At 63.4% G+C, this 19,962-nt stretch carries 21 protein-coding genes; 17 read left to right on the forward strand and 4 right to left on the reverse strand.

Translation table 11 applies throughout. The features are described from left to right. The first annotated feature begins 42 nt into the window (after positions 1 to 42). Positions 43 to 939, forward strand: coding sequence for a LysR family transcriptional regulator (locus NOV72_RS00470; RefSeq protein ID WP_106852622.1), 897 nt, complete (start codon positions 43 to 45; stop codon positions 937 to 939). On the opposite strand, the gene NOV72_RS00475 is transcribed toward NOV72_RS00470, so the two are convergent. The 3 genes from NOV72_RS00475 to NOV72_RS00485 all read right to left on the reverse strand — a co-directional run bounded on the left by NOV72_RS00475 (position 923) and on the right by NOV72_RS00485 (position 4,141). Continuing rightward, a complete protein-coding gene (locus tag NOV72_RS00475) occupies positions 923 to 2,299 on the reverse strand; it encodes an aspartate aminotransferase family protein (RefSeq protein ID WP_106852623.1) in 1,377 nt (458 codons plus the stop codon). The genes NOV72_RS00470 and NOV72_RS00475 overlap by 17 nt on opposite strands. Positions 2,300 to 2,312: 13 nt before the next feature. Continuing rightward, complete coding sequence (locus NOV72_RS00480; RefSeq protein ID WP_106852624.1) at positions 2,313 to 3,647, reverse strand: glutamine synthetase family protein; 1,335 nt, start codon at positions 3,645 to 3,647, stop codon at positions 2,313 to 2,315. A 143-nt stretch (positions 3,648 to 3,790) separates the two neighbouring features. Beyond that, complete coding sequence (locus tag NOV72_RS00485; protein WP_342753358.1) at positions 3,791 to 4,141, reverse strand: hypothetical protein; 351 nt, start codon at positions 4,139 to 4,141, stop codon at positions 3,791 to 3,793. Positions 4,142 to 4,183: 42 nt separating this feature from the next. Between NOV72_RS00485 and NOV72_RS00490 the strand changes: the two genes are divergently transcribed. Genes NOV72_RS00490 through NOV72_RS00505 form a run of 4 tightly spaced genes read left to right on the forward strand, consistent with a single transcriptional unit; the run spans position 4,184 to position 8,763 of the window. Continuing rightward, positions 4,184 to 6,064, forward strand: coding sequence for an ABC transporter permease (locus NOV72_RS00490; protein ID WP_106852626.1), 1,881 nt, complete (start codon positions 4,184 to 4,186; stop codon positions 6,062 to 6,064). Continuing rightward, positions 6,061 to 6,834, forward strand: a complete 774-nt coding sequence (locus tag NOV72_RS00495) for an ABC transporter ATP-binding protein (RefSeq protein ID WP_106852627.1) — start codon at positions 6,061 to 6,063, stop codon at positions 6,832 to 6,834. Before NOV72_RS00490 ends, NOV72_RS00495 begins: the two co-directional genes overlap by 4 nt. Then, positions 6,831 to 7,538: an ABC transporter ATP-binding protein gene (locus NOV72_RS00500; protein ID WP_106852628.1), complete on the forward strand. Its 708-nt coding sequence runs from the start codon at positions 6,831 to 6,833 to the stop codon at positions 7,536 to 7,538. The genes NOV72_RS00495 and NOV72_RS00500 overlap by 4 nt, the downstream gene beginning before the upstream one ends. 34 nt (positions 7,539 to 7,572) lie before the next feature. Beyond that, complete coding sequence (locus NOV72_RS00505) at positions 7,573 to 8,763, forward strand: ABC transporter substrate-binding protein (protein WP_106852629.1); 1,191 nt, start codon at positions 7,573 to 7,575, stop codon at positions 8,761 to 8,763. A 4-nt stretch (positions 8,764 to 8,767) separates the two neighbouring features. Here the strand turns inward: NOV72_RS00505 and NOV72_RS00510 are convergent, their stop codons facing one another. Next, a complete protein-coding gene (locus NOV72_RS00510) occupies positions 8,768 to 9,340 on the reverse strand; it encodes a DNA-3-methyladenine glycosylase (RefSeq protein ID WP_106852630.1) in 573 nt (190 codons plus the stop codon). Positions 9,341 to 9,400: 60 nt separating this feature from the next. Here NOV72_RS00510 and NOV72_RS00515 point away from each other — a divergent pair, with 60 nt between their 5' ends. From NOV72_RS00515 to NOV72_RS00570, 12 genes are all read left to right on the forward strand, one after another. Beyond that, positions 9,401 to 9,832, forward strand: coding sequence for a low affinity iron permease family protein (locus tag NOV72_RS00515; protein ID WP_106852631.1), 432 nt, complete (start codon positions 9,401 to 9,403; stop codon positions 9,830 to 9,832). A 430-nt stretch (positions 9,833 to 10,262) separates the two neighbouring features. Next, positions 10,263 to 10,427, forward strand: a complete 165-nt coding sequence (locus tag NOV72_RS00520; protein ID WP_106852632.1) for a Flp family type IVb pilin — start codon at positions 10,263 to 10,265, stop codon at positions 10,425 to 10,427. Between the two features lie 86 nt (positions 10,428 to 10,513). Continuing rightward, the gene (locus NOV72_RS00525; RefSeq protein WP_106852633.1) at positions 10,514 to 11,023 is read left to right on the forward strand and encodes an A24 family peptidase; all 510 of its coding nucleotides are present in this window, start codon (positions 10,514 to 10,516) and stop codon (positions 11,021 to 11,023) included. Between the two features lie 12 nt (positions 11,024 to 11,035). Beyond that, positions 11,036 to 11,989, forward strand: a complete 954-nt coding sequence (gene cpaB, locus NOV72_RS00530) for a Flp pilus assembly protein CpaB (protein ID WP_106852634.1) — start codon at positions 11,036 to 11,038, stop codon at positions 11,987 to 11,989. 159 nt (positions 11,990 to 12,148) lie between these two features. Next, positions 12,149 to 13,630 carry a type II and III secretion system protein family protein gene (locus tag NOV72_RS00535; protein WP_425428704.1) on the forward strand — a complete coding sequence of 494 codons (1,482 nt, stop codon included), beginning with the start codon at positions 12,149 to 12,151 and terminating at the stop codon, positions 13,628 to 13,630. 10 nt (positions 13,631 to 13,640) lie between these two features. Next, positions 13,641 to 14,027: a CpaD family pilus assembly lipoprotein gene (locus tag NOV72_RS00540; RefSeq protein ID WP_106852636.1), complete on the forward strand. Its 387-nt coding sequence runs from the start codon at positions 13,641 to 13,643 to the stop codon at positions 14,025 to 14,027. A 20-nt stretch (positions 14,028 to 14,047) separates the two neighbouring features. Beyond that, positions 14,048 to 15,268: a CpaE/TadZ family protein gene (locus tag NOV72_RS00545; RefSeq protein ID WP_106852637.1), complete on the forward strand. Its 1,221-nt coding sequence runs from the start codon at positions 14,048 to 14,050 to the stop codon at positions 15,266 to 15,268. Beyond that, complete coding sequence (locus NOV72_RS00550) at positions 15,268 to 16,680, forward strand: TadA family conjugal transfer-associated ATPase (RefSeq protein WP_106853201.1); 1,413 nt, start codon at positions 15,268 to 15,270, stop codon at positions 16,678 to 16,680. Before NOV72_RS00545 ends, NOV72_RS00550 begins: the two co-directional genes overlap by 1 nt. Next, positions 16,677 to 17,654: a type II secretion system F family protein gene (locus NOV72_RS00555; RefSeq protein WP_106852638.1), complete on the forward strand. Its 978-nt coding sequence runs from the start codon at positions 16,677 to 16,679 to the stop codon at positions 17,652 to 17,654. The genes NOV72_RS00550 and NOV72_RS00555 overlap by 4 nt, the downstream gene beginning before the upstream one ends. Next, positions 17,651 to 18,619, forward strand: coding sequence for a type II secretion system F family protein (locus NOV72_RS00560; RefSeq protein WP_106852639.1), 969 nt, complete (start codon positions 17,651 to 17,653; stop codon positions 18,617 to 18,619). The genes NOV72_RS00555 and NOV72_RS00560 overlap by 4 nt, the downstream gene beginning before the upstream one ends. Further along, complete coding sequence (locus NOV72_RS00565) at positions 18,616 to 19,479, forward strand: tetratricopeptide repeat protein (RefSeq protein ID WP_106852640.1); 864 nt, start codon at positions 18,616 to 18,618, stop codon at positions 19,477 to 19,479. Before NOV72_RS00560 ends, NOV72_RS00565 begins: the two co-directional genes overlap by 4 nt. Next, positions 19,476 to 19,952, forward strand: a complete 477-nt coding sequence (locus tag NOV72_RS00570) for a TadE/TadG family type IV pilus assembly protein (RefSeq protein WP_106852641.1) — start codon at positions 19,476 to 19,478, stop codon at positions 19,950 to 19,952. Before NOV72_RS00565 ends, NOV72_RS00570 begins: the two co-directional genes overlap by 4 nt. Positions 19,953 to 19,962 lie beyond the last annotated feature (10 nt).

Raw genomic sequence — 19,962 nt, forward strand, 5'->3', positions numbered from 1 at the left:
CGAACATATAATGATCGGCTATCACTTCAATGTCGATGACGAATGCTCGATCTCGGACAAGTGCGTTGCTTCGTTGCGGCCGCGACGGAGCTGAACTTCAGGCGCGCGGCTGCATTGCTTCACATGACGCAGCCGCCGCTTTCCAGACAGATTCATCTGCTCGAAGAGAATCTGGGCGTGCAGTTGTTCGAGCGCGTCGGCCGCACCGTGAAGCTCACGCCGGAAGGGCGCGTGTTTCTCGCCGATGCAACGCGCCTGCTCAATCTGGCCGAGCAGGCCGAAAGCACCGTGAGACGCGCGAGCAAGGGCGCGACCGGGCGCGTGCGCATCGGTTTCACGGGCGCTGCGGGCTACGAGTTGATACCCGAACTGCTCGTCGCGGCGAAGCGCGCTCTGCCGGATATCGACGTCGTTCTGCTCGAAATGATTTCCGTCGCGCAAATAGAAGGTTTCGAGGCGAACGCGATCGATCTCGGCTTCATGCGGCCGTTGCCTTCGCGGCAGAAAGTGGAATTCCTTCTGGTCGATCGCGAGCCGATGATCGTCGCGCTGCCGGCGGAACACGCGCTATGCCGTTTCGATCGGCTCGAACTCGCGCAGTTGCACGAACAGGCGTTCATCATGCATTCGCCCACGCACGGCAAGTACTTCCACGATCGCATCGTGAGCATGCTCGTCGCCGATGACGTGAAGCCGCACTTCACGCAATACATCGATCAGACGCCCACCATTCTGTCGCTCGTTCGCGCGGGACTGGGCGTTTCGATCCTGCCGGCGTCGTCGCAACGGTTTCATTACGACCATGTCGAGTTCAGGGAAATCGCGGGCAATACCGTGCAGGCCGAAATGAGCATGGCGTGGCGTTCCGATCAGGACAATCCCGCCGTCACGGCCTTCAGGCACATGGCGGCGGAATACTTCGCTAGGCGGCGTTCCTGATCTGAAGCGCGGTTGCATCGACGGCTGCTTTGGCCTTGTCGACAATCTCGTCGATCTCGTCATGCGTAACGACGAGCGGCGGCGACAACAACATGCGATCGTCGCTTGCGCGCATCACGAGATTGCCCGCGAAACTGAAGTCGCGGCATAGCGTGCCTATATCGTCGGCATTCGCGAAGCGCTTTCTCGTCGCGCGATCTTCGGCAAGCTGAATGCCCGCGACGAGCCCCGCGCCCGCAATCTCGCCGACGATCGGATGGTCGCCCAGCGCCTCACGCAAACGCTTCTGAAAATACGGACCCGCATCGTGCTTCACGCGCGCGACGATGCCTTCGTCCCGCAACAGCTTCAGATTGGCCACCGCGACGGCCGCCGCCACCGGATGCCCCGAATACGTGAAGCCGTGGGCGAACTCGCCACCGTTCACGATTGCGTCCGCGATACGATCCGACAGCGCGACCGCGCCCATCGGCACATAGCCGCTCGTGAGGCCCTTGGCCATCGTGATGACATCCGGCTCGAAACCGAAGTGCCGATGCGCGAACCATTCGCCCGTGCGCCCGAATCCGCCGATTACTTCATCGGCGATCAGCAGCACATCATGCTTGCGGCAGATGCGTTCGATTTCAGGCCAATAACTCGACGGCGGAAAGATCACGCCGCCCGCGCCCTGAAACGGCTCGCCGATGAACGCGGCGACATTCGCAGCGCCCAGTTCGATGATCTTCTCTTCGAGCTGACGCGCACGCGCGAGGCCGAATGCCTGCGCATCCATCTCGCCGCCTTCGCCGAACCAGTAAGGCTGATCGATATGCGCGACATGCTCCATCTTCGAGGGCATTTGCTCGTGCATGTAGCTCATGCCGCCGAGCGTCGCGCCCGCGATGGTCGAGCCGTGATACGCATTCGTTCGCGCGATGACGTATCGCTTCGCCGGCTGCCCTTGCACGGCCCAATAGCGATGCACTGCGCGCAGCGCCGTATCGTTGGCTTCCGAGCCGCTGTTGCAATAGAGAAAGCGCTTGAACTGCGCGGGCGCGATCTCCGCGAGCAGCGCCGACAATTCGATCACCGGCGGATGCGTCGTCTTGAAGAACGTGTTGTAGAAGGGCAGTTCCTGCATTTGCCTGAGCGCGGCATCGACGAGTTCGCGCCGTCCATAGCCGACGTTCACGCACCACAATCCCGCCATGCCATCGATGATGCGATTGCCTTCCGAGTCTTCGAGATAGACGCCCTCGGCCTTCACGATCACACGGCTGCCCGTGCGATTGAGCGCGCCCATGTCGGAGAAAGGATGCAGATGATGCGCGGCATCGAGCGCGCGGTATTGCGGCGTCGGGTCGATTCGATCGTTCATGTCGTGATCTCCTTTATACATGTAGCAGCAGATGCTTGCGTTCCCACGAACTGATGACGCGGAAGAACGCTTCGTATTCGGTTTCCTTCAACGCGAGATAGGCGCGCACGAACTTCTCGCCGAACATGTCGGCAAGCGGTTCGCACGCGCCCATCAACGCGAGACCTTCGTCGAGATTACGCGGCAATTGGTATGGCTGACGATAACCGTCGCTTGCGAGCGGCTCGGTCGGTTCGAGATGCTGCGTCATGCCGAGATAGCCCGCGGCCAGTGTCGCCGCGATCGCGAGATACGGGTTGCAATCCACGCCCGGTATGCGATTCTCGACGCGCCGCGCCTGCGGCGACGCATGCGGCACGCGAAAGCCCACGGTGCGGTTGTCGTAGCCCCATTGCACGTTGATCGGCGCGGCCATGAAGCGCGACAGCCTGCGATACGAATTGATGTACGGCGCGAAGATCGGCATCAACGCGGGCGTATATTTTTGCAGGCCCGCGATATAGCTATAGAAGAGGCCCGTGGGTTCGCCTTCGCGATCCGTGAAGAGATTGCGGCCCGTTTCTTCATCGACGACGCTTTGATGAACGTGCATTGCCGAGCCCGGCTCGTTCTCCATCGGCTTCGCCATGAAGGTCGCGTACATCTTGTGGCGCAGCGCCGCTTCGCGCACCGTGCGCTTGAAGAGAAAGACGCGATCCGCGAGATTGAGCGCGTCGCCGTGCATGAAGTTGATTTCCATTTGCGCGGCGCCGACTTCGTGAATCAGCGTGTCCACTTCGAGTTCCTGCACCTCGCAATACTCGTAGATGTCTTCGAAAAGCGGATCGAACTCGTTGACGGCATCGATCGAATACGCCTGACGTCCGGTTTCCGCGCGCCCCGTTCTGCCGACGGGCGGCTGCAAGGGCAGATCCGGATCGCGATTCATATCGACGAGAAAGAATTCGAGCTCGGGCCCCACCACAGGACGCCAGCCTTTCTCGGCGAACTTTTGCAGCACTTGCCTCAACACGCGTCGCGGCGAAATCGCGACGGGCGTGCCGTCGAAATGCACGCAGTCGTGGATGACCTGCGCCGTGGGATCGGCGGCCCACGGAATCAGGCGAATCGTCGATGGATCGGGCACGCACACCATGTCGGGATCGGTGACGCCCGTGAAGCTGCCATCGACGGGATAGTCGCCCGTGACCGTCTGAATCATCACGGCTTGCGGCAGGCGCATCGATTCGCCCGACTCGAACTTGCTGCGCGGAATGATCTTGCCGCGCGCGGTGCCCGCCATGTCGGGAATGATCGCTTCCACTTCGGTGATGCGATGTTTGCGAAGGAATTCGTCGATGCGTTCCATTGTCGTTCTCGTGTTTGGACGCGTGCATGCTTCCACGGCCTTCGCGATGCATCGCAAAAGCGCAAAGAAGCAAGGCGCGCATTCACGCGTGCGGTCGCACGCGCGCGGACCCGTCAGCCAGAAAGAGAAAACGGAAGGAGGCGCTACGGCAGCAGCGAAGCCGCGCCGACGCAATGCACGGCGATGAACGCGCGCGCGGAAATGGCGTTGCGACGCCGCACGCAGCGGCGGGAGAGGACGGTGAGAACCGACAGGAAGCGGCGATCGGGAAGCTTGCCGCAGCGATCGGCGCAGGAGCCGCGGCTCCGACGTGCCAGAGGGCTTTGGACTTTCACGATAAGACTCGTTTGGCGAGTGGATTGGCAGAGCGATTGCCGATTCCGGCGATGGCCCTTGGACGAGCATATACGAGACATAAACGCCGTCAATACGTTTTTTCCATCGGCCGCGCGCGTGGCGATTTTGTCGGGCGATAAGCTTGTTGCCCAATTCATCGATAATGTCGGCTCTTTCCGCCGACACGCCCATTGAGCCCGATGCTCGCCAACCTGCTCGTCCAACTCGTCAACGGCCTCGCCGATGCCTGCGCGCTGTTTCTCGTCGCCTCAGGTCTCTCGCTGATCTTCGGCGTCACGCGCATCGTCAACTTCGCGCATGGATCGCTCTATATGCTCGGCGTGTATGTGGCTTATAGCTTGACGAGCCGATTCGGCGAGAGCGTCGCGGGCTTCTGGGCGTCGATGATGGGTGCGGCGCTCGTCGTCGGCGCAATCGGCGCGGCGATCGAAGTGAGCGTGCTGAGGCGCATCTATCGCGCACCGGAACTGTTTCATCTGCTTGCCACATTCGCGCTGGTGCTGATCATTCGCGATGCGGCGCTTTATTTGTGGGGGCCGGAAGATCTGTTCGGGCCGCGCGCGCCGCATCTCGAAGGCGCCGTGCAATTGCTCGGGCATGCGTTGCCTACGTATGATCTCGCGTTGATCGTCATCGGGCCGCTCGTATTGCTCGCGCTCTGGTATGCGCTCACGCGCACGCGTTGGGGCACGCTCGTGCGCGCGGCCAGCGCGGATCGCGAAATGCTCGGCGCGCTCGGCGTCAACCAGGCGTGGCTCTTCACCGGCGTGTTTTTCGTGGGCGCGTTGCTCGCGGGACTCGGCGGCGCGTTGCAGGTGCCGCGCATGTCGGCGAATCTTTCGCTCGATATCGAAACCATCGGCAATGCATTCGTCGTCGTCGTGGTCGGCGGCATGGGTTCGATTCCGGGCGCGTTCGTCGCGGCGCTGTTGATCGCGGAGATCAAGGCGATGTGCATCGGCATCGGGCATGTGTCGATCGCGGGCAGCGACTTTTCGTTGTCGAAGTTCACGCTGGTCGCGGAGTTCGTCGTGATGGCCGTCGTGCTCGTGCTGCGGCCGTGGGGACTCTTCGGCCGCGCGCAAACCATCGCACGCTCCGCCGCGCCCGCCGATCAGCCTTTGCGTCCCGCCACGCGCAACATGAAGATCGTCGCGGCCGGTATCGTGATCGCGCTTGCACTTGCGCCGCTCGCCGCCGATGCTTTCCCCTACATGCCCGTGCTGTTCGTCGAGATCATGATCGCGGTGCTGTTCGCGGCGAGCCTGCACTTCATCATGGGACCGGGCGGCATGCACTCGTTCGGTCACGCGGCTTACTTCGGTCTCGGCGCATACGGTGCGGCGCTGTTTCTCAAGGTCTTCGCGTTGCCGATGGAAGCCGCGCTCGTGCTCGGCCCGTTGATCGCGGGCATCGGCGCGATCGTGTTCGGCTGGTTCTGCGTGCGCCTCTCGGGCGTCTATCTGGCGATGCTCACGCTCGCGTTCGCGCAGATCGTGTGGTCCGTCGTCTTTCAATGGGACGCCGTGACGGGCGGAAGCAACGGCATCCTGGGCATCTGGCCGTCGCCGTGGCTTGCGTCGCCCGTCGCGTTCTATTACCTCACGCTCGTGTTCGCGGTGATCGGCGTATGGCTCCTGCGCCGCATGCTCTTCTCGCCGCTCGGCCTCGCGATGCGCGCGGGCCGCGATTCGCCCTTGCGCGCCGAAGCGATCGGCATCGACGTCGCGCGCGTGCAATGGGTCGCGTTCATCGTCGCCGCGCTCGTATGCGGGCTCGCGGGTTCGCTCTACGCGTTCTCGAAGGGCAACATCTCGCCCGAAGCGATCAGCGTGGGCCGTTCCGTCGATGGCCTCGTGATGGTCCTGCTCGGCGGCATCCAGACGCTCGCCGGGCCGATCGTCGGCGCGAGCGTGTTCACGTGGCTGCAGGACACCGTCGCGCGTCAGACCGACTATTGGCAGGCGCTGCTCGGCGCCGCGATCCTCGTGCTCGTCATCGCGTTTCCGCAGGGAATCGCGGGCTTCGTGCGCGAGCGCTTCTTCAGGGAGGCGCAATGACGCTGCTTTCGATCGCACGTTTGTCGAAGTCTTTCGACGGCGTGCAGGCCGTCGACGACGTATCGTTCGATCTCGAAGCGGGGCAGTTGCTCGCGCTGATCGGCCCGAACGGCGCGGGGAAATCGACATGCTTCAACATGATCAACGGACAGCTCAAACCGGGCGCGGGCACGATCCGTTTCGACGGGCACGACATCGCCGGCATGCGTCCGCGCAATATCTGGCGTCTTGGCGTGGGCCGCACGTTCCAGATCGCCGCGACCTTCAACTCGATGACCGTGCTCGAAAACATGCAGATGGCGTTGCTGTCGCGCGAACGGCGCATCTACCGTCTTTTCGGGCGCGCCGCGTCCTGCGGAAAAGACGAAGCGATGACCTTGCTCGATCTCGTCGGCATGACGGCGCATGCGCAGCGTAGTTGCGCGGTGCTCGCCTATGGCGACGTGAAGCGCGTCGAGCTGGCGATCGCGCTTGCGAACAATCCAAAGCTCCTGTTGATGGACGAACCGACCGCGGGCATGGCGCCGCAGGAGCGCAATGAACTGATGGCGCTCACCGCGCGTCTCGCGAAAGAGCGCAACATCGGCGTGCTGTTCACGGAGCACAGCATGGACGTGGTGTTCTCGCATGCGGACAAGCTCGTCGTGCTTGCACGCGGCCGTCTTATCGCGGAAGGCGATGCCGAAGCCATCCGCAACGATGCGCGCGTGCGCGAGGTTTATCTCGGCACGGGCGCATCGTTCGCGCCGCGTGCGGGAGCAACGCTATGACGCTCCTCAAGGTCGATGCGCTGAATGCGTTTTATGGCCGCGCGCAGATCCTGTTCGACGTCGGCTTCGAAGTCGGTCGCGGTGAAGTGGTCGCGTTGATGGGGCGCAACGGCGCGGGCAAATCGACGACGATGAAAGCCGTGATGGGACTCTTGCCGCGCGTATCGGGCGCCGTGTCGTTCATGGGCGAGAACATCGCGGGCATGGCGCCGCATCGCATCGCGCGCAAGGGTTTGGGTTACGTGCCGGAAGATCGCCGCGTATTCGGCGACCTCACCGTGATGGAAAATCTCGACACGGGCCGTCAGCCGCCGCGCGACGACGCGCCTCTATGGACGCCCGACAAGCTCTTTCGCGTATTCCCGAATCTCGGCGACATGCGCGGCCGTCGCGCGAGCCGCATGAGCGGCGGCGAGCAGCAGATGCTCACCGTTTCGCGCACACTGATGGGCAATCCGCGCCTCGTGCTGCTCGACGAGCCATCGGAAGGTGTCGCGCCGGTGATCGTCGAACAGATGGCCGATATGATTCTCGAACTGAAGCGCGAAGGACTCGCGATACTTCTGTCGGAACAGAACCTGCACTTCGCGGAATTCGTGAGCGACCGCGTGTATCTGCTGGAAAAAGGTCAGATACGGCATGAAGCCGCGATGCACGCTTTCGCACGCGACGATGCAGCGCGCCGCGAATTCCTTGGCGTATGAACGAACCGAATCCAAACAGAGAGGACAGAACCCGATGACGCCACCGCGCTTCACCATCGCCGCCATTGCAGCGAGTCTCGCATTCGCCGCGCACGCCGATACCATCAAGATCGGCGAAATCAATAGTTATAAGGCACAGCCCGCGTTTCTCCTGCCGTACAAGAACGGCTGGAATCTCGCGCTCGACGAGATCAACGCGGCGGGCGGCATCGATGGCAACAAGCTCGAAGTCGTTTCGCGCGACGACAACGGTAATCCTGGCGATACCGTTCGCGTTGCGCAGGAACTCGTCACGCGCGAGCAGGTGAAATTGTTGTTCGGCGGTTATCTGTCGAATACGGGCCTCGCGCTTGCGGATTACGCGAAGCAAAGGCGCATCTTCTTCCTCGCGGCCGAACCGCTCACCGACAAGATCGTCTGGCAGGACGGCAACAAGTACACGTATCGTCTGCGTCCTTCGACATACATGCAGGTCGCGATGCTCGTGCCGGAAGCCGCGAAGCTCAAGAAGAAGCGCTGGGCGCTCGTCTATCCGAACTATGAGTACGGCCAGTCGGCGGTGGCCACGTTCAAGCGCTTGCTGAAGGCGGCGCAGCCGGATGTGGAATTCGTCGCGGAGCAGGCGACGCCGCTCGGCAACGTCGATGCGGGCGCGGTCACGCAGGCGCTCGCCGATGCGAAGCCCGACGCCATCTTCAACGTGCTGTTCAGCGCGGACCTCGGCAAGTTCGTGCGCGAGGGCAACACGCGCGGGCTTTTCAAGGATCGCGCGGTCGTGTCGCTCCTGACGGGCGAGCCGGATTATCTCGATCCGCTCGGCAAGGAAGCGCCGGTCGGCTGGATCGTGACGGGCTATCCGTGGTATTCGATCGATACGCCGGCGAACAAGAAGTTCGTCGCCGACTACGAAGCGAAGTATCACGACTATCCGCGCCTGGGCTCGGTCGTCGGCTATACGGCGATGATGTCGATTGCCAACGGCCTCAAGAAAGCCGGCTCGGCCGATGCCGACAAGCTCGCCGCCGCATTCAAGGGCTTGCCCGTCGATACGCCGTTCGGTCCGATCACGTATCGCAGGCAGGACAATCAATCGACGATGGGCGCGTATGTCGGCGTCACGGGCCTGAAGGACGGCAAGGGCGTGATGACGTCGTTCCGTTATGTCGATGGCGCGAGCGTACAGCCATCGGATGAAGAGGTGAAGAAGCTGCGCCCGGCGGAGTGACCTCTCAGTCCTTCGGGAAGGGCTTGCTGACGAATTTCGAACCGGCAAGCCCGAAGCGCCAGGGCACGTCGATCGCCTTGGTAATGCCGATGCGCGGTCCATGCACGATGGGGAAGTCTTCCTCGGGCGGCTCGATATGAAACGGCGCTTCGAGCAGCGACATGCCGTTGTTCCTGTGCGTGATGCCGAGCGCTTGCGCGGCGCGGCCCGGACCGGAACATAGCAGTTTGATCGGCTCCAGTCCGCGACGCTCGCGCATCGAATCGATGCCGACGAGCGGCTCGATCGCGCGAATCAGCACACCGGCGCCGTGGCCGGCCTCGCGGCACACGAAGTTCAGGCACCAGTGAATGCCATAGGAACGATAGACATAGGCATAGGCGGGCGGCCCGAACATGATTGCGTTGCGCGGCGTCGGCCCGGAGAAGCTATGCGAGGCGGGATCTTCTCGGTCGTAAGCTTCCGTTTCGACGATACGTCCGCCGACGCCGTCGACGGTCACGATCGCGCCGATGAGGCGTTGCGCGACGATCTCGGACGGCGCATGGAAATCGATGGGTTTGGGCTTCCGGTTCACAAGCGGTATTCTAGCCGCGGCCGTGCCAACGCATGAAACGTGAATATCCGGAGATGCCGAATGAAGACTTCCTGGTTCCTCAAGTTCTCGAATGCGCTCGCGCAACTCGCGGGGCGCGCATCGACATTTGTGATTGCGGTGCTGCTCGTCATCGTGTGGGCCGCCTCGGGGCCGATCTTTCATTTCAGCGACACCTGGCAGCTCGTCATCAATACGTCGACGACCATCGTCACGTTTCTGATGGTCTTTTTGATCCAGAACACGCAGAACCGCGACACCGCCGCGATGCAGATCAAGCTCGACGAACTCATACGCGCGATCGACAAGGCGCATAACGCGCTGCTCGATCTCGAAGAGCTCGACGAAAAGGAACTCGCGATTTTTCGCAAGCGTTATGAAAAGCTTGCGCAGGAAGCACGCGACGATTTGCGTTCGGCGAGCAAGGACATTGAAATGCCTTCTTTTCCGCAAGACGAGAAGCGCGATAGCTAAATTCCTCGCAAGTTTCCCAAATTGCGTGACACCGCCGGGCATTTGAATGTAACCTTGAGATATTCCAGCGGCGTTCGCGTGCTGTCCAAAGCGGCGAGCCATTGACATTCATGGTCTGGCGATCCGCTTCTTCCGAATAAATATCCGTTAGCATCCGCAAACGTTTTCGCCATCTTCGGCAAAACGCTTCGAAACAATCCGGCGCCTGCCCGATTGATCGAGCAAGAGCGAAAAAAGAAAAATCCGCTCGCTAAAGTTTTGCGAATTGCTGCCGACAAGGGCGCGCACAAGCCATTTCTAAAGCCCGGAAAGAGGGCATTTCAGGCCTTTAATTCGCGAAGTTATTCCTTCCCGAAATCGCTAGGATGTGTCTTGCCCGGTAATTTCTTTTATCGGGTCCACACCTACCTAAACCATTGAAGGAAGAAAAATGCGCAAATTGATGAAGGCATTCGTGCGCGACGAGCGCGGTGTCAGCGCGATGGAGTATGCGGTTCTGGCTGGCATTATCGTGGTGGCTCTGGCCAGCCTCAGCGCGTTCTTGCCGGGCCAGTTCCAGACGCTGTTCACGAACATGTTCGCCAAGGTCACCTAAAGCGAATTGAAGGACGTTTCTGTCTGGCGGGCGGTGCTTTCCGCTGTTGACGATCCGCCTCCCGACTCCATAACAAAAAGACCATCGTGCAGCTCTTGTCACTTGCCATCCGCCTGATCGTGCTCTGCGCGCTGTTGTGGCTCGCGGTCATCGACGTGCGCTCCCGACGCCTGCCGACCAAAATCGTGCTGACCGTCGGAGCGCTCTTCTTTGCCGACGCGCTCACTCGCCGCATGCCGGTCGACGATGTCATCGTTCATCTGCTGCTTGCTCTTGGCGTGTTCCTGGTCTGCGCCGTGCTGTTCGCGGCGAAGATGCTGGGCGGAGGCGACGCGAAACTCGCCTCCGTCATCTTTCTCTGGGCCGGCCTTGCTTTCTCGCTGCCTGCCTTGACGCTGATTTCCGTGATCGGGACCGTCGTGTCGCTGATCAGTCTCGCGACGCGCTCCATGAATCCCGTGCAGCCACTGCTGCCGATGCGCGTGCTCGCCATGTTTTCCGGCGCACGCGGCGTTCCGTACGGCGTGGCGCTCGCGCTCGGCGGCGGCGCCGTGATCGTGCTGCCGGCGCTCTTGCCTTACCTTGCAAACCGATAGGACGGCGCGCTCATGTCCAACATCATCAAGTTCGCCATATTGCTGATCGGCGCTTTGCTCATTGCGCTGATCGTGCGTGTCGTGGTCGCGAGCGCTTCGCGCCCGAGCAATCATGTGGTCACCACCGAGAAGGTGCAGGTGAGCGCGGCCGATCTGCCTCAGGGCCTGCTCCTGCGCGACGAAGATCTCGCGTGGAAAAGCCTGCCCGCCAACAAGATTCCGCCCAACGCGATCGTATCCGGCGCGGCCGACGCACCCGACATCAAGGGCGCGCTGCTGCGTCATCCGGTCGAGAACGGCGCCGTGCTCACGAGCGCGGACGTCATCCTGCCGAGCGCGCCGGGCTTCCTCGCCGCCACACTCAAGCCCGACATGCGGGCGGTGTCGGTTGCCGTGGACGACGTCTCCGGCAACGCGGGGCTCATCCAGCCAGGCGATTACGTCGATCTGCTGCTCACGCAACAGATGGACCGCCGCACCGATTCGCCGGACCTCGCGGTCTCGAGCGAAACAGTTGTCGAGCATGTGCGCGTGCTTGCGGTCGGCTCCGAGATCAAGCGTCCGAAGATCAACGGCGACGTCGCCGAAGCCATCGCGCGTGCTCGCACGGTGACGCTCGAAGTGACGCCGCGAATGAGCGAAGTCGTCGCGGTCGCCGCGCGTCTCGGCTCGCTATCGCTGGCGCTGCGCAGCTTTGCGACTGAAACGCGCGTCCCGTCCGCATCGACGGCGGTCGCGGCGTCCGCCTCGCAGCGCGAACCGATCTGGGCCGGCGACATTTCCCGCGCGGTGCGTGATCTGCCGCGCTCGAAGACTCCGCAGGTCAGCGCGCCGGTTCACGTGGCGGCGCCGGCGCGCCCCGTCACGATTTACCGTGGCTCGGAGAGGAGCGACGCAGGTTCGACGGTCGCACAAGTCGGCGCTACGTCCGATGCGCCGCCGTTGCCGACCGTGCCCACGCGATAAACGTTCAGCGCGCCGCGTTCAAGCGCGGTGACGCCGGCAGTCATCACAGCAGCACACAGTCACGGCCTCACAGTGCCAGGATCGAATCTCATGAGAACGCAGTTGGACTTCGGCAGCATCGAAAAACGGAGCGCGCGGCTCGCGCTCGCGTGCGCGGGCATGTTGCTGACATGGTCGGTTCAGGCGGCGCAACCGGTCGTTCCCGCGCGCCCGTCGAATGAAGCGGGCGTCCCGGCGACTCAGCTCGCGCAAGCTCGCCCGCACGCTCACCCGCTCGTCAGGACCGCGGTTGCGGCGCCTTACGGCACCGTCGCGCCGGGCGTCGATATCGGGCAGGGCGCGCTCACGCTCGACGCGGGCAAGGGCACGATGCTGCGCCTGCCGGAAGACGCCACGTCCGTGTTCGTCGCCGATCCGTCGATCGCGGACGTGCACGTACCGTCGCCGAAGACCGTGTTCGTGCTCGGCAAGAAGACCGGCACGACCACGCTGTACGTGCTGGGCCCGGGCAACAAGACGCTCTTGCAGCGCACCGTGATCGTCGCGCGCGACATGATGGCCCTGCGCAACATGATCTCCGCGCGCTTCCCGAACCTGAACGTGCAGGCAACGTCGAGCCAGGGCTCGCTGCTGCTGACGGGCCAGGTGCCGAATTCGGCCGATGCCGATGCGATCGTGCAGGCCGTGACGCCGTATCTCGGCGAGAAGGAAGTGCTGATCAACCGCATGACGGTGGATCGTCCGTTGCAGGTTCAGTTGCGTGTGCGCATCACCGAAGTGGACCGCAACGTGACGCAGCAACTGGGCATCAACTGGCAGGCGCTCGGCAATTCGGGCAACTGGCTCGGAGGCATTTTCAGCGGCCGCTCGATCCTCAATCTGAACCAGCCGATTGCCAACGGTGTTGGCGGCATCACCTATCCGGTCAACCTGCCGACCAACAACGCGTTCTCTTTCCTCGGCGGTTTCAAGGCCGGTAACACCGATATTCGCGCGCTCATCGACGCACTGAATCAGGAAGGCCTGCTCACCGTGCTCGCGGAGCCGAATCTGGTCGCGCTGTCCGGCCAGACCGCGAGCTTCCTCGCGGGCGGCGAGTTCCCGATTCCCGTCTCGCAAGTCAATGGCGCGATCACTGTCGAGTTCAAGCAGTTCGGCGTCAAGCTCGATTTCACGCCCACCGTGCTGAACGAGCGGCGCATCAGCCTGAAGGTGCGCCCGGAAGTCAGCCAGATCGACACGACCGCCAGCGTGACGACGGGCGGCGTGACCGTGCCAGGGCTCTCGGTGCGCCGCGCCGACACGACGGTCGAACTCGCGAGCGGGCAGAGCTTCGCGATCGGTGGCCTCTTGCAGACCAATACGACGGACATCGTCTCGCAGGTGCCTGGCATCGGCTCGATTCCGGTGCTCGGCAAGCTGTTCTCGTCGTCGAATTACCAGAACAACAAGACCGAGCTCGTCATCATGGTGACGCCGTATCTCGTCGAGCCGACCGATCCCGCGAAGCTGCGCTCGCCGCTCGATTCGCTGATCTCGCCTTCGAGCGACGTCGAGTACAGCTTCCAGCGCAAGGCGGGCGGCACGCAGCCGTCGGCTTCCGAACCGCGTCTCGTCGGCGCGGCGGGCTATGTCTATTGAGCGCCCAGTCATGAAATTCATATCCGGTTCGACCCGCTACCCGACACTCGCCGTGCTGCTCGCGCTCGCGTGCGGCCTTTCCGGGTGCCTGAAGCCGCCGCTCACCATGCCGAACGAGACGGTGATCGGCTATGACGGCAAGTACGCCGTGCCGCCCGATTGCGATTCGCTCACGCGCAAATCGCTCTTGACCGACGCGGGCGTCCACCGCCCGTCGATGCAATGGGGCTGCGCAACCTACACGAACCTCGCCGCGCAACTTGCGCGTCCGGCCGATATCGTCGCGCCGCAGACGCTCGGACCCGCCGACGCCGCCGTGGCCGCGAGCGCCGTGCATCGCTACGAGACTGGCCGCGTGATCCCGCTCGACAAGTCGTCGTCGCGCGATTCAAAGTAACGCCTCAATCGACGGACATCATGAGCACCACAGAGATCAGTTTCTTCAAGGGCAAGCCGGGCGTGCGCATCGCGGATTTCATCGCGTTCGTGGCGGACCGCAAGACCGAGCAGGTGTTGAAGAGCTTCGTGCTCGAACAGGCGATGCCCCACGTGCATATCGCCGTCGGCAATGTGGATGACGCCATCGCGCATCTGTCGAAGATCGAGCGCTCGCCGCTCTTTCTGCTGGTCGACCTCGAAGGCTCGGTGATGCCGCTCTCCGATCTCGGCCGCCTCGCCGAAGTGTGCGAGCCGTCGGTGCAGGTCGTCGCGCTTGGCGAACGCAACGACGTCGGCCTGTTCCGCAGCCTGCTCAAGATCGGCGTGCGCGACTATCTCGTCAAGCCGCTGACCGTCGAGCTGCTGAAGCGCACCGTCAACGTGTCCGAGGGCAAGGTGAGCCCGGTTACGCTGGCGCGCGCAGGCAAGACGATCGCTTTCACGGGCACGCGTGGCGGCGTCGGCGTGACGACGCTCGCGCTCAACCTCGCGCGCTATCTGGCCGAGGACACGCATCGCCGCGTCGCGTATGTCGATCTCAAGCTGTGCGGCGGCGCCGCCAACAGCATGCTCGGCATGCAAAGCAACAATGGTCTCATCGACGTGCTGCAAAACGTGCACCGTCTCGATCCGCAATACGTGGAACGCACACTGGTCGCGAACGGCAGCCGCCTGTTCATGCTCTCGGCGGATATCGACTACGGCACCACGAAGGACTTCGAGCCGGGCGCGCTGCGCCGCGTGGTCGAGCTGCTGTGCGACAGCTTCCACTACGTGATTCTCGATGTCGGCAATGCGAACGGGCCGCTCGCCGCGGAAGCGCTCGATCACGCGTCGCGCGTGTATCTCGTCGCGGACCGCTCGGTGCATTCGACCCGCGAGACCATTCGCCTGCTGCGCTATATCGAGGACCGCGACAACAATCCGCCGACTTCCATCCTGCTCAACAATCCGAATGCGGCGAGCTCGGGCAAGGTGCAGCAGACCGACTTCATGACGGCGATCGGCCGCACCGTGCTGCATGAAGTGCAGTTCGAGGCGAAGGCGCTCGCCACCGCCGAGAATCTCGGCGAAGCGCCGATCGAACGCGCGCAGAACGGGTTCACGCAAACCATCACGCGGCTCGCCAACGATCTGACGGGCCAGCACGCCGCGGTCGAGAACACATTCCTGAGCAAGTTCAGGCTGAGGAGGGGATGATGTTCGGGCAAAAGCAGGCGCGCGCGACTTCGCCGACCGATACCACGGACGGCACGAACGGCCAGCCTCAGGGCGAGGCGCCGCCGCTTTCGCTCGTCGAGAAGGCTGCGCCCGCGCCCGCGCGCACGCAGCCCGCCGAAGGCAACGAAGCACTCGTGCGCTCGGACCTCTTCAAGACGATCCGCTCGGGCGTGTTCGCCGCGATGAACCCTTCCGCGGCGGTCGGCAAGACGCGCGAGCAGATGAAGCCCGCCGTCGAGACGCTCGTGCTCGACGTCGCGGAGCGCGAGCGTCTGAACATCACGATCTCGGAGCAGGTGCAGATCGTCGGCGAACTGCTGAACGACATGTTCGGTCTCGGTCCGATCGAACCCTTGCTCGCCGACGAAACCATCACCGACGTGCTCGTCAACGGACCGGATCAGGTCTATGTCGAACGGCACGGACGGCTCGAACTCACGAACTGCAAGTTCCGCGACAACGCGCACGTAGTCAACGTCGCGCAGCGCATCGCGGCGGGCGTCGGGCGGCGCGTCGACGAAAGCAGCCCGATGGTCGATGCGCGTCTCGCCGACGGCAGCCGCGTCAACGTCGTGCTGCCGCCGCTCGCGATCCACGGTGCGTCGATCTCAATCCGGAAGTTTTCCAAGCGCAACATCACGCTGCATCGCATGTCGCAGCAAGGCAACATGTCGCTCGCGATGGCCAACGTGCTCAAGCTCGCGAGCACGTGCCGGCTCAATGTCATCGTGTCGGGCGGCACGGGCTCGGGCAAGACGACGCTGCTCAACGCGCTGTCGCACTTCATCGGTCACGGCGAGCGCACGGTGACGATCGAGGACGCGGCCGAACTGCAACTCGTCCAGCCGCACGTCGTGAGTCTGGAAACGCGTCCCGAGAACGCCGAAGGCCTGGGCGCGGTGACGCAGCGCGACCTCGTGCGCAACGCGCTGCGGATGCGCCCGGACCGCATCATCCTCGGCGAAACGCGCGGCGCCGAAGCCTTCGACGTGCTGCAGGCGATGAACACCGGCCACGACGGTTCCATGACCACCATCCACGCGAACACGCCGCGCGACGGCATCACGCGTCTGGAAAGCATGGTGATGATGGCGAACGGCAACCTGCCGCTTCTGTCGATCCGCCGTCAGATCGCGAGCGCGGTGCATCTGATCGTGCAGATCGAGCGCATGCGCGACGGCATGCGGCGCGTCACGCGCATCACCGAACTGGTGGGTGTGGAAGGCGACGTCATCATCACGCAGGATCTCTTCACGTTCCGCTACGACGCTAGCGCCTACAGCGAGGAAGTAAAGGGCGTATTCGAGACCGCTGCCGTGCGTCCGGCGTTCACGCAGCGTGCGGCCTACTACGGTCTCGAGGACGCACTTCTGGACGCGATGAAACCATGAGTCTCGTCGATCTGGTCACCATTGCGTCGTTCGTCTGCGTGCTGCTCGCCGGCGTGATGCTGGTCATCCTGCAGGACATGCAGCGCAACCAGCCGCCGTCGCGCATCAAATTGCGCATGACGAACTCGTTCATGGCGCATGGCGGGCATGTGGCGAATGCCGCCGGCCAGCCCGATCTCGATCTCTTCAGGACGAGCCGCAAGGACAATGCGCTCACGCGCTGGACGGGTCCGCGCCTCGCGCGCCTGCGCACCGTGGCGGGCACGAACGGGCTGCGCGTCGTCATCGTCGTGGCGCTCGTGGCCGGGCTCGTCGGTTTCCTGATGGTCACCTTCATGCCGCTGCCCGAGTTCACGAAGCCATTCGTCCTCGCCGGCATGCCGATCGCCGGCGCCGTGCAGTCGTATCGCTTTCTCGTGAACCGCTTTCGCAAGCGCTTTCTCGACGGCTTTCCCGATGTCATCGACATGATCGTGCGTGCCGTGCGCGCCGGCGTGCCGGTGACGCACGTGATCGGTTCGGCCGCGAGCGAATGCGCCGAGCCGTTGAAGAGCGAGTTTCAGCTCATGGCCGATTCGCTGCAGGTTGGTCTCGATCTGGAGGAAGTGCTGACGGTGGCGATGCGGCGGATCGAAATAGCCGACTTCTCGTTCTTTTGCGTGTGCCTGCTGTTGCAGCGCGAGACGGGCGGCCAGCTTGGTGAAACACTGGAAAACCTGTCGGGCATCGTGCGCACGCGCCGCGAGATTCGCCAGAAAACCAAAGCGCTGACCGGCGAGGCGCGCATCACGACGAAGATTCTCGCCGCGATTCCCGTGTTCATCATGCTGTCGATGTACATGCTCAACAAATCTTATCTGCTCATTTTGTTCAACACCGAAGCTGGCCACAAGACGCTCACGTTCGGCGTCATCTCGATCGTGGCCGGTCTGATCGTGATCGGCAAAATGTCCAAGCTCGATACCTCGCGATGAGTCCGCAAAACGTCGAAACCCTCATCAATCTGCTGATGCTGCTCGGGCTGCTCGCCGCGCTCGGCGTGTGGTGGGCGCACAAGCACGGCGGCAAGCGCGGGCGCATCGCGGAGCGCGCGCGCATGGCCGCGGCCACGCATCGCTTCGACGGTCTCGCGCTCGACGACGAAGACGAAGAGACCTCGCGGCGCGAGCGCATTCTGCGCCGCCTCGCGCGCATCGGCGACAAGATTCCGTTCTTCGACGGCAAGTACCGTCTCAAGCTGCAAAAAGACATGGTGCGCAGCGGCTATCGCAGCAACATGGCGGTGTCGATCCTGCTCGCGGTGAAGTTCTTCTGCGGCCTCGCGTGCGCGGCGGGCACCGTGATGCTCGGTTCGCACATTCCGGTGCTCGGCGCCTATCCCGCCGGGCGCGGCATCGCGATGCTGATGGTGTTCGTCGTCGGGATGATCGTGCCGGAGTACATCGTCGCGATCAAGGCTTCGTACCGGCGCCGCGCGATGGCGTCCTGCCTGCCCGACGCGCTCGATCTGCTCGTCATCTGCACGAACGCGGGCAACAGTCTCGGCGTGTCCATTCGCCGCGTGGCCGACGAACTGACGACGATCTGCCCGCCGCTATCCGACGAATTCTCGCTCGCCGCCGACGAGCTCAAGCTCTCCGGCGACAGCACGCGCGCGCTGAACAATCTCGCCGAACGTATCGACCTGCCGTCGATCCGCGCGCTCATCTCGACGCTCAATCAGTCGATGCGCTACGGCACGCCCATCACGCAGGCGCTGCGCACGCTTTCGCGCACGGAGCGTCTTGCGCACATCGTGTCGCTCGAGGAAAAGGCCGCGAAACTCGCGCCGAAGATGGTCGTGCCGATGTTGCTGTTCATTCTGCCGGCGATCATCGCGATCGCCGCGGGACCTGCCGTCATTCAGTTGCTTGCGTTCATCGCAGGAGATGGAAAATGAAGTCATCCGTTCGATCCACCGTGCGCGGCACGGCTGTCGCGTGCGCCATTGCGCTCGTGTTCGCGGCCACGGGCTGCACGACGACCACGCGCCAGGTCACCGACACGCGCCCCGTGCTGCGCAACTCCGCGCCGAGCACGATGAGCGAGCTGCGCATCGCCGACACGGCGCTCGAGTCGAACAACTTCGATCTCGCGACCTCGCTCTATGAAAAGGCGGTGCAGGCCGATCCGAAATCCGTGCCGGGCCTGACCGGCCTCGGCAACACGCTATACAGCGTCGGCGACTACACGCGCGCGGGCGTCTACTATCGGCGCGCGAGCGAAATCGATCCGAAAGCGACCGCGCCGCTCATCGGCATTGCGCGCGTGGCGATTCATCAGCGGCGCTTCAGCGACGCCATCACGACCTATCGCCGTGTGCTGACGCTGACGCCGAACGATCCGCTCGCATGCGCGGGCCTCGGCGCGGCGCTCGATTTGTCGGGCGAACACGCCCACGCGCAGGCGTTGCTGCGCGAAGCGCTGATCGCCAACCCCGGCGATCCGATGCTGTCGGTGAACCTCGGTCTTTCGCTCACGCTCGCCGGCGATCCGCGTCAGGGCGCGAACGTGCTGCTCGACGTGACGCGCTTTCCCGCCGCGCCGCCGCAGGCGCGCCAGAATCTCGCGCTCGCCTACGGCCTGCTCGGCAACGACGACGCGGCCGCCGCCATTCTCTCGCGCGATCTGCCGAAGTCGGCGGTGCAGGACAACCTGCGCTACTACGAGTTGCAGCGCGAGCGCGAGGAGAAGCCCGCGAAGGGTGTCGCCGTCTCCACCGTCGCGACGCCGAAAGTCCAGACGGCGAGCGCCAAGTGAAGCTGATCCGGCGCATCTTCGGGCGCCTCGGGCGCGACGATCAGGGCGTGACGGCGATCGAATTCGCGTTCGTCTCGCCGTTTCTGCTCATCATGATTCTCATGACGATGGAGATCGCGCTCGACATGATCGTCGACGCTTCCGTGCAGTACGCGGCGCAACAGGCCTCGCGCGCGGGACTGACGACGTCCGTGCCGTCGTCCGGCTCGCGCGACGACCAGGCGCGCCAGATCGTGAACAACATCCTCGGCGGATGGACGAAGTTCGGCGGCACGGTGAATATCGCAACGCTTTCCTACGCGACCTACAACGACATCGCGACCGGCAAATCGCAGCAGACGATGGGCGGACTGGGCGACATCGTGGCCTACAACATCAGCGTGACGATGCCGCCGTTCTCGGGCATTCCGCAAGCCTTCGGCATCGACGTGATGAAATTCCAACGCAACTACATCGTGCAGAACGAAAAATGATGATGCGAAG

Source organism: Caballeronia novacaledonica (assembly GCF_900258035.1).
Lineage (GTDB): Bacteria > Pseudomonadota > Gammaproteobacteria > Burkholderiales > Burkholderiaceae > Caballeronia > Caballeronia novacaledonica.

Bases quoted from the DNA above. Each gene is read 5' to 3' on its own strand.
- NOV72_RS00470 (WP_106852622.1), top strand. From the start codon at position 43: ATGCTCGATCTCGGACAAGTGCGTTGCTTCGTTGCGGCCGCGACGGAG.
- NOV72_RS00475 (WP_106852623.1), bottom strand. From the start codon at position 2,299: ATGAACGATCGAATCGACCCGACGCCGCAATACCGCGCGCTCGATGCC.
- NOV72_RS00480 (WP_106852624.1), bottom strand. From the start codon at position 3,647: ATGGAACGCATCGACGAATTCCTTCGCAAACATCGCATCACCGAAGTG.
- NOV72_RS00485 (WP_342753358.1), bottom strand. From the start codon at position 4,141: ATGAATTGGGCAACAAGCTTATCGCCCGACAAAATCGCCACGCGCGCG.
- NOV72_RS00490 (WP_106852626.1), top strand. From the start codon at position 4,184: ATGCTCGCCAACCTGCTCGTCCAACTCGTCAACGGCCTCGCCGATGCC.
- NOV72_RS00495 (WP_106852627.1), top strand. From the start codon at position 6,061: ATGACGCTGCTTTCGATCGCACGTTTGTCGAAGTCTTTCGACGGCGTG.
- NOV72_RS00500 (WP_106852628.1), top strand. From the start codon at position 6,831: ATGACGCTCCTCAAGGTCGATGCGCTGAATGCGTTTTATGGCCGCGCG.
- NOV72_RS00505 (WP_106852629.1), top strand. From the start codon at position 7,573: ATGACGCCACCGCGCTTCACCATCGCCGCCATTGCAGCGAGTCTCGCA.
- NOV72_RS00515 (WP_106852631.1), top strand. From the start codon at position 9,401: ATGAAGACTTCCTGGTTCCTCAAGTTCTCGAATGCGCTCGCGCAACTC.
- NOV72_RS00520 (WP_106852632.1), top strand. From the start codon at position 10,263: ATGCGCAAATTGATGAAGGCATTCGTGCGCGACGAGCGCGGTGTCAGC.
- cpaB (WP_106852634.1), top strand. From the start codon at position 11,036: ATGTCCAACATCATCAAGTTCGCCATATTGCTGATCGGCGCTTTGCTC.
- NOV72_RS00535 (WP_425428704.1), top strand. From the start codon at position 12,149: ATGTTGCTGACATGGTCGGTTCAGGCGGCGCAACCGGTCGTTCCCGCG.
- NOV72_RS00540 (WP_106852636.1), top strand. From the start codon at position 13,641: ATGAAATTCATATCCGGTTCGACCCGCTACCCGACACTCGCCGTGCTG.
- NOV72_RS00545 (WP_106852637.1), top strand. From the start codon at position 14,048: ATGAGCACCACAGAGATCAGTTTCTTCAAGGGCAAGCCGGGCGTGCGC.
- NOV72_RS00550 (WP_106853201.1), top strand. From the start codon at position 15,268: ATGTTCGGGCAAAAGCAGGCGCGCGCGACTTCGCCGACCGATACCACG.
- NOV72_RS00555 (WP_106852638.1), top strand. From the start codon at position 16,677: ATGAGTCTCGTCGATCTGGTCACCATTGCGTCGTTCGTCTGCGTGCTG.
- NOV72_RS00560 (WP_106852639.1), top strand. From the start codon at position 17,651: ATGAGTCCGCAAAACGTCGAAACCCTCATCAATCTGCTGATGCTGCTC.
- NOV72_RS00565 (WP_106852640.1), top strand. From the start codon at position 18,616: ATGAAGTCATCCGTTCGATCCACCGTGCGCGGCACGGCTGTCGCGTGC.